Origin of the sequence: Hymenobacter sp. (assembly GCF_035709525.1) — a bacterium.
GTDB lineage: Bacteria > Bacteroidota > Bacteroidia > Cytophagales > Hymenobacteraceae > Hymenobacter.
This window is the reverse complement of the sequence record NZ_DASTEP010000048.1, coordinates 1-6,586: the sequence shown is the minus strand read 5'-3', so window position 1 is coordinate 6,586 and position 6,586 is coordinate 1. Positions and strand designations below refer to the sequence as shown.

At 62.6% G+C, this 6,586-nt stretch carries 3 protein-coding genes; all 3 read left to right on the top strand.

Annotation, left to right across the window (positions count from 1 at the left end):
• Positions 1 to 3,544 (top strand): malectin domain-containing carbohydrate-binding protein (locus VFO93_RS04235; RefSeq protein ID WP_325133078.1); only part of this gene is annotated, 3,544 nt, incomplete at its 5' end.
• Positions 3,545 to 3,827: 283 nt separating this feature from the next.
• Positions 3,828 to 5,426, top strand: coding sequence for a sodium:solute symporter (locus VFO93_RS04230; protein ID WP_325133077.1), 1,599 nt, complete (start codon positions 3,828 to 3,830; stop codon positions 5,424 to 5,426).
• Positions 5,427 to 5,487: 61 nt separating this feature from the next.
• Positions 5,488 to 6,414: a dihydrodipicolinate synthase family protein gene (locus VFO93_RS04225; RefSeq protein ID WP_325133076.1), complete on the top strand. Its 927-nt coding sequence runs from the start codon at positions 5,488 to 5,490 to the stop codon at positions 6,412 to 6,414.
• Positions 6,415 to 6,586: the final 172 nt, after the last annotated feature.

Here is a 6,586-nt window from a genome sequence, read left to right as displayed (position 1 = left end):
GGTGAGGTGCGCCCACCTGGCGAGTCTACTGCTCCTACTCACCCTCGCCGCCCACGCCCAAACTGCGCGCCGCGAAATCCCGCTGCTAGAAAACTGGCGTACCACCGCCGACGACCAAAACTCCCAAGCCCATCCCAACTTCGAGCGCCCCGACTTCGACGACCAAGCCTGGCAAACCGTGGCGGTGCCCCACAACTGGGACGCCTACGCCGGCTACCGCCGCTTGCGCCACGGCAACCGCCACGGCTACGCCTGGTACCGCAAAACTTTCGCCACGCCGGCCGCCGCGCCAGATGCCCGCTATTTCCTATTTTTTGAGGGCGTGGGCTCTTACGCCACCGTGTGGCTGAATGGCCAGAAGCTAGGCTTCCACGCGGGCGGGCGCACCACCTTTACCCTCGATGCCACGGCCGCTCTGCACCGCGATGGCCGCCCCAACGTGCTGGCCGTGCGCGCCGACCACCCGGCCGGCATCCAGGATTTGCCCTGGGTGTGCGGCGGCTGCTCCGAAGAGCGCGGCTTTTCGGAAGGCTCGCAGCCGATGGGTGTTTTCCGGCCGGTATCACTGCTGATTACCAATGCCGTGCGTGTTGAGCCGTTTGGCGTGCACGTGTGGGCCGATTCGACGCTGTCGGCCCAGCGGGCGCAGCTTAACGTAGAAACGGAGGTTAAGAACTATGCCGACAAGGTGCAGCCGCTGACCGTGCTGAGCCAGTTGCTCGACCGGCAGGGGAGGGTAGTGGCTGAAGTCAAAACCAAGCAGAAGCTGGCGGCCGGCGCTACGGCGCAGTTGCGGCAGCAATTGCCACAGCTAAAACAGCCGCACCTGTGGTCGCTGGCCGACCCGTATTTATACCGGCTCGTTACCAAAGTCAGCGCTCACGGTAAGCTGCTCGATGAGGTAGCAACGCCCTACGGCATCCGGTGGGTGAGCTGGCCGATTGGCCGGGCCGCGGTGGCGGGGCAAAAGCAATTTTTGCTCAACGGCCAGCCGGTTTTCATCAATGGCATTGCCGAATACGAGCACTTGCTGGGCCAAAGCCATGCCTTCACGCCCGAGCAGATTCGCACCCGCGTAGCGATGGTGAAGGCCAGCGGCTTCAACGCCTTCCGCGACGCGCACCAGCCGCACAACCTGCGCTACCAGGCCAATTGGGATTCCCTAGGTATCCTGTGGTGGCCGCAGCTGGCGGCGCACGTGTGGTACGATACGCCGGCCTTTCGCCAGAACTTTAAAACCCTGCTCACCGACTGGATAAAGGAGCGCCGCAACTCGCCCTCGGTAGTGCTATGGGGCCTCGAAAATGAAAGCACGCTACCCGCCGACTTTGCCCGCGAGTGCACCGCCCTCATCCGGCAGCTCGACCCCACGGCCTCGCGCGAGCGCAAGGTCACGACCTGCAACGGCGGCCAGGGCACCGATTGGGACGTGCCCCAGAACTGGACCGGTACCTACGGCGGCGACCCGCTGGCCTACGCTGCTGACGTCGAGCGCCAGGTGCTCATCGGCGAGTACGGGGCCTGGCGCACGCTCGATTTGCATAGCAGCGGCCCATTTCAGGCCACTGGGCCGCTCAGCGAAGACCGCATGACGCAGCTCATGGAGCTGAAAGTGCGCCTGGCCGAATCGGCCCGCGACCGCACGGCGGGCCAGTTTTTCTGGCTGCTGACCTCGCACGACAACCCCGGCCGGGTGCAGGGCGGCGAAGGCTTGCGCGAGCTAGACCGCATTGGACCAGTGAATTATAAAGGATTGCTGACGCCCTGGGAGGAGCCCACCGACGCCTTCTATATGTTCCGGGCTAACTACGCGCCCAAGGCCACCGAGCCGATGGTGTACCTCGCCTCGCACACCTGGCCCGACCGCTGGCTCGCACCCGGCCGCAAAGACAGCATCACCGTGTATTCCAATTGCGACGAGGTGGAGCTGTTCAACGACGTGAACGCCGTTTCCCTAGGTCGTAAAACCCGCGCGGGCGGTATCGGTACGCATTTTCAGTGGGATGGCGTTGACATCAAGTACAACGTGCTGTACGCCGTGGGCTACGTGGGCGGCAAAGCTGTGGCGAAAGATTACCTCGTGCTACACCATTTGCCCGCGGCTCCGCACCTAGGGGCGCTGCTGGGCCAGGAATCGGGCCAGCCGCTGACCGCCGCGCAGCCGGGCTACCACTACCTCTACCGCGTGAACTGCGGCGGCCCCGCCTATACGGACCACCTAGGGCAAGCCTGGGCCGCCGACCAGCCGCGCACCAGCCCCGAAACCTGGGGCTCCGAGTCGTGGACGCGGGAGTTTCCGGGCCTTAATCCCTTCTTCGCTAGCCAGCGCCGCACCTTCGACCCCATCGCCGGCACGGCCGACGGGCCGCTGTTTCAGGACTTCCGCTACGGGCGCGAGCAGCTGCGCTACGCCTTCCCGGTGCCCGATGGTGAGTACCTGGTCGAGCTATACTTTGCGGAATCGTGGCTGGGCACGGGCGGCGGGCTCGACTGCACCGGCTGGCGTTTGTTCGACGTGGCCGTGAATAATCAGACGGTTATTAAAGACTTGGATATCTGGCGCGAAGCCGGCCACGACCAGGCCCTAAAAAAGACCGTGAAAGCCCGCGTAGCGGGCGGCGAGCTGGTGCTCTCGTTTCCGCACATCGCCTCGGGCCAGGCCCTGCTTTCGGCCATCGCCATCGCCAGCCTCGATGCAAGTGCCAACGCGGCGCCCGCCCCGCAGCCTATAATCACTGGCGTACAGCCCACCGCGCCGTGGCTCGCCCAAACGTGGCTGGATACGGGCCGCCCGGTGTACACCGACGCGCCGGCCACGTTCAGCAAGCTGCCCTCGGCGCTTTACGGGGCCGAGTGGCTGCAAGCGCCCAGCCCCAGCCCCAGAGCCGGGCAAACTTCGCGCGCCACGTTCCGCGTGAGCACCGCCGCCGATGTCTACGTCGCCCTCGACGCCAAGCAAGCCGCCCGCCCCGACTGGCTTAAACCCTACGAGGATACGAAAACGACCCTTGAAACCGACGAAGCCGGGGGCCGTGTATACCGCGTGTATCGCCAGCGCTTGCCGGCCGGCGCCACGGTGGCCCTAGGGGCCTCGCCTTGCCTCGTGGCCGTGCAGCGCGCCAGCACTATCGAGCCCGCCTACGACCTCAAGCCCATCACCGGCTACAAGCCGGCCACCGCCCGCGTCAGCGGCCCCGGCGTGGTGAAGGAAACGGTCAACGCCAAGGAAAGCCTCACCTTCAAGGAAGCCAGCGGCGGCGTGGTGGAGTGGACCATCCAGACGGGCGTGGCCGATACGTACTCGCTTACTTTCCGCTACGCCAATCCGCTTGCCAAGCCCCTGACCGCCAAGCTGACCATCATGGGTGCTGATGGCAAGCTGCTTATCAAAGAGGAAAACGTGGAGCTGCTGCCCTCCAAGCCCGGCAAGTGGAACTACCTCACCACCAGCACCGGCACTATGATAAACGCGGGCAGCTACCGCGTGAAGCTCGCCGCTGTCGATGCGGCAGGGCTAAGCCTATCGGGGCTGGAAGTACAGTGATTTTTTAAGCCGTTAGCGTTCTTATCAGCGCAAGGGTGGCTTAACCGGCGCTAGCTGTCGAGCTTCGGCAAGCTAGTGGTGATGGGCTGATAACTTTATAAACAGCTGATTTTTATGAGTAAATGATGAAGAAACGGTGGCGCAGCGCCTGCACACGTCAAGATGCTACAATGAGAAGGGAACATTATACACCATGTCGGCCGGGTGTGTAAATAAGTTTGCTATAGAATAGTGAACCCTCTTAACAGGCAAGAAACCGCAGCATTTCGGCCCATATTGCCTTATGAATAATCTGCGCATTCTCGACCTCGCCATCATCGCGCTCTACCTGGCGGCCATGATAGGCGTGGGGGTGTATTTCGCCCGCAAAAACAGCAACCCCGAGCAGTATTCCAGCGCCTCCGGCAAGATTCCGGGCTGGGCCATCGGGCTGAGCATCTACGCTACCTTTCTCAGCAGCAATACCTTTTTGGGCGTGCCGGGCAAGGCGTTTGGCACCAACTGGAACGCGTTGGTTTTTAGCCTGTCGATGCCGCTGGCGGCGTGGGTGGCGGCGCGCTACTTTGTGCCGTTTTACCGCGCTACGGGCGAAATATCGGCCTACACCCACCTCGAAAAGCGTTTTGGCTCCTGGGCGCGCACCTACGCCGTGGTGTGCTTTCTGCTGACGCAGCTGGCGCGCATCGGGTCGATTTTCTTCGGTATCGCGCTCACCTTGCAGGCGCTCACCGGCTTTTCGATGGAGATGATAATGCTCGTGACGGGCGTTTCTATCATCATTTATACCGTCCTAGGTGGCATTGAGGCCGTTATCTGGACCGAAGTAGTGCAGGGCGTCATCAAAACTGGGGGCGCGCTGCTCATTCTGTACCTGGTAATAAGCAACCTGCCGGGCGGCCTGGCCAAGGTCGTGGAAATTGGGCAGCACGACGATAAATTTAGCCTCGGTGGCTTCTCCAGCGACTTCACGCAGTCTACCTTTTGGGTGGTGCTGCTGTACGGCTTCTTCATCAACCTCAACAACTTCGGGGTCGACCAAAACTACGTGCAGCGCTACCACACCGCTACCTCGGCCAAGCAGGCGGCCAAGTCTATCTGGCTGTGCGTGCAGGTGTACTTGCCGGCGTCGTTCTTGTTTTTCGTCATCGGCTCGGCGCTGTATGCCTACTACCAGGTGCACCCCGAGCTGATTGAGGCCGTGAAGCTGAAAGTGGCCGCCGAAAAGCTGCCACTCACGGCCACCGCCGCGCAGCTCGCGCAGGCCGCCGCGCAGCTCCAGCCCGCCGACTACGGCGACAAGGTGATGCCGCACTTCATCGTCACCAAGGTGCCGCCGGGCTTCGTGGGCTTGCTGGTGTCGGCTATTCTGTCGGCTGCTATGAGCACCATCAGCTCGGGCATGAACGCCTCGGCCACCGTGTTCGTGGCCGACATCTACGAGCGGTACTTCAAGGCCGACCTAGGTATGCGCCAGACCATGCGGCTGCTGCACGTGGGCACCGTGGCGGTAGGCCTGCTGGGCATGGGCACCGGCATCGCCATGATAGGCGTAAAAAGCGTGCTCGACGTCTGGTGGGAGCTGTCGGGCATCTTCGCCGCCGGCATGCTGGGCCTGTTTCTGCTGGCCGTGGTGAGCCGCCATACGCGCAACCACGAGGCCCTGCTGGCCACTATTATCGGCGTGCTGGTCATTCTCTGGATGACCTTCTCGCCCAACCTGCCCGCAGGCCTGGCGGCCTTCCGCAACCCGCTGCACAAGAGCATGATAATCGTGGTGGGCACGCTCACCATCTTCCTGCTCGGCCTGCTGTTAGCGCGCCTGCGCAAGCGCCCCGCCGTAGCCGCCAGCCCCGCCGCCGAACTCAAGCAAACTGTTTATTAAGTCAATTTTTCTAAGCACCTAGGGAGCCCAACCCGGACGGCTCCCGGTCCCCACTATCACTATGGAAACGCCAGCCAAGGGATTTATCCCCGTTATGCTCATGCCCTTTCAAAACGATGGGCAGATTGATTACCCGGCCCTTACCCGCCTGACGGAGATGTACATAGCGGCCGGCGCGGCGGGTTTATTCGCCAACTGTCTCTCCAGTGAGATGTTTGAGCTGAGCGCTGAGGAGCGCCTGCAAAGCATCCGGCACGTGGTGAACGTGGCGGGCGGTGCGGTGCCCGTGGTGGCCACGGGCACCTTCGCCGGGCCGCTTTCCGAGCAAGCCGATTTTGTGAAGAAAGTCCACGAAGCGGGCACCGAGGCCGTCATCGCCATCACCGGCCTGCTGGCCGACGAAACCGACTCCGACGCCGTTTTCAATGACCGTATTTTCCAGCTGCTCGACCAGACGCCGGGCATCCCGCTGGGCTTCTACGAGTGCCCGGTGCCCTACAAGCGCGTGCTGTCGGCCGAGCAGCTGGGCCAGTTCGTGGGCACCGGCCGCGTCACCTACCACAAGGATACTTGCCTGGACATCGACCAGGTGCGCGCTAAAATCGCGGCCGCCGCAGGCTCTAAATTCGGCCTCTACGATGCCTATATGGGCCACGCCGTGGAGTCGCTGCGTGCCGGGGCCGCCGGGCTCTCGTGCATTCAGGGCAATTTCTTTCCCGAGCTCATCGTGTGGCTGTGCAACAACTACGATAACCCCAGCCTGGCCAAGGAGGTAGGCGAGGTGCAGCAGTTCTTTATCAAGAACATGGGCGTGATGCACGACGTGTATCCCACCATCGCCAAGTACTCGCTCAAGCAGCGCGGCATGGAAATCTCGACCTTCACGCGCCGCAAGGTGGGCGACTTTTCGGGGGCCATCCGGCGCGGCGTGGAGACGCTATGCGGCGATTATAGCACCCTGAGCCGGAGCTTGGAATTGGCTTATTAAACGACGCCCCGGCGCGTTTACCCTACCCCCGGCCCCTCCCCTCCGGGAGAGGGGAGCCTAACGAGTTTAGGAGAAAAATGAAGCCCCGGCAACGCGAATTGCTGGGGCTTTCATCAATAATATTTCTCTGAATCGCTGACGTCAGGCTCCCCTCTCCCGGAGGGGAGGGGCC

Bases quoted from the DNA above. Each gene is read 5' to 3' on its own strand.
- VFO93_RS04230 (WP_325133077.1), top strand. From the start codon at position 3,828: ATGAATAATCTGCGCATTCTCGACCTCGCCATCATCGCGCTCTACCTG.
- VFO93_RS04225 (WP_325133076.1), top strand. From the start codon at position 5,488: ATGGAAACGCCAGCCAAGGGATTTATCCCCGTTATGCTCATGCCCTTT.